Source organism: Acidovorax sp. KPB24-03 (assembly GCF_057546605.1).
The window spans coordinates 1-652 of record NZ_BAAJYR010000895.1 but is presented as its reverse complement, the minus strand read 5'-3'; the positions used below and the strand labels follow the sequence as shown (position 1 = coordinate 652).

General features: G+C 71.2%; 1 protein-coding gene. It reads right to left on the bottom strand.

Annotation, left to right across the window (positions count from 1 at the left end):
- The coding region (locus tag AC27KI_RS26670) for an ATP-binding protein (RefSeq protein WP_487116902.1) at positions 1–652 on the bottom strand (652 nt) is incomplete at both ends.

The window sequence follows — 652 nt, the reverse complement described above, 5'->3', positions numbered from 1 at the left end:
GGGTGCTCCACCTGCAGGCGCGTGTTCACTTCGAGGAACGAGATGGCGCCGCTGCCGCTGAGCAGAAACTCCACCGTGCCCGCGCTGGCGTAGCCCGCCTCGGCGCAGATGTCGTGCGCGGCCTGGTGGATGCGCGCGCGCTGGTCGTCGGAGAGGAAGGGCGCGGGCGCCTCTTCCACCAGCTTCTGGTTGCGCCGCTGCAGCGAGCAGTCGCGCGTGCCCAGCACCAGCACGTTGCCGTGGGTGTCGGCCAGCACTTGCGCCTCGATATGGCGGGGCCGGTCGAGGAATTGCTCGACGAAACACTCGCCGCGCCCGAAGGCGGTGACAGCCTCGCGCACGGCGGAGTCGTACAGCTCGGCCACTTCGTCCATGCGCCAGGCGACCTTCATGCCGCGGCCGCCGCCGCCGAACGCGGCCTTGATGATGATGGGCAGGCCGTGCTGCTCGGCGAAGGCGATGACCTCGCTGGCGTCCTTGACGGGCTCGGAGGTGCCGGCCACCAGCGGCGCGCCGACCTTGAGCGCGATCTTGCGCGCCTCGACCTTGTCGCCCAGGCGCGCGATGGCCTCGGGCGAGGGGCCGATCCAGGTCAGGCCCGCGTCGATCACGGCCTGCGCGAACGCGGCGCTTTCCGACAGGAAGCCGTAGC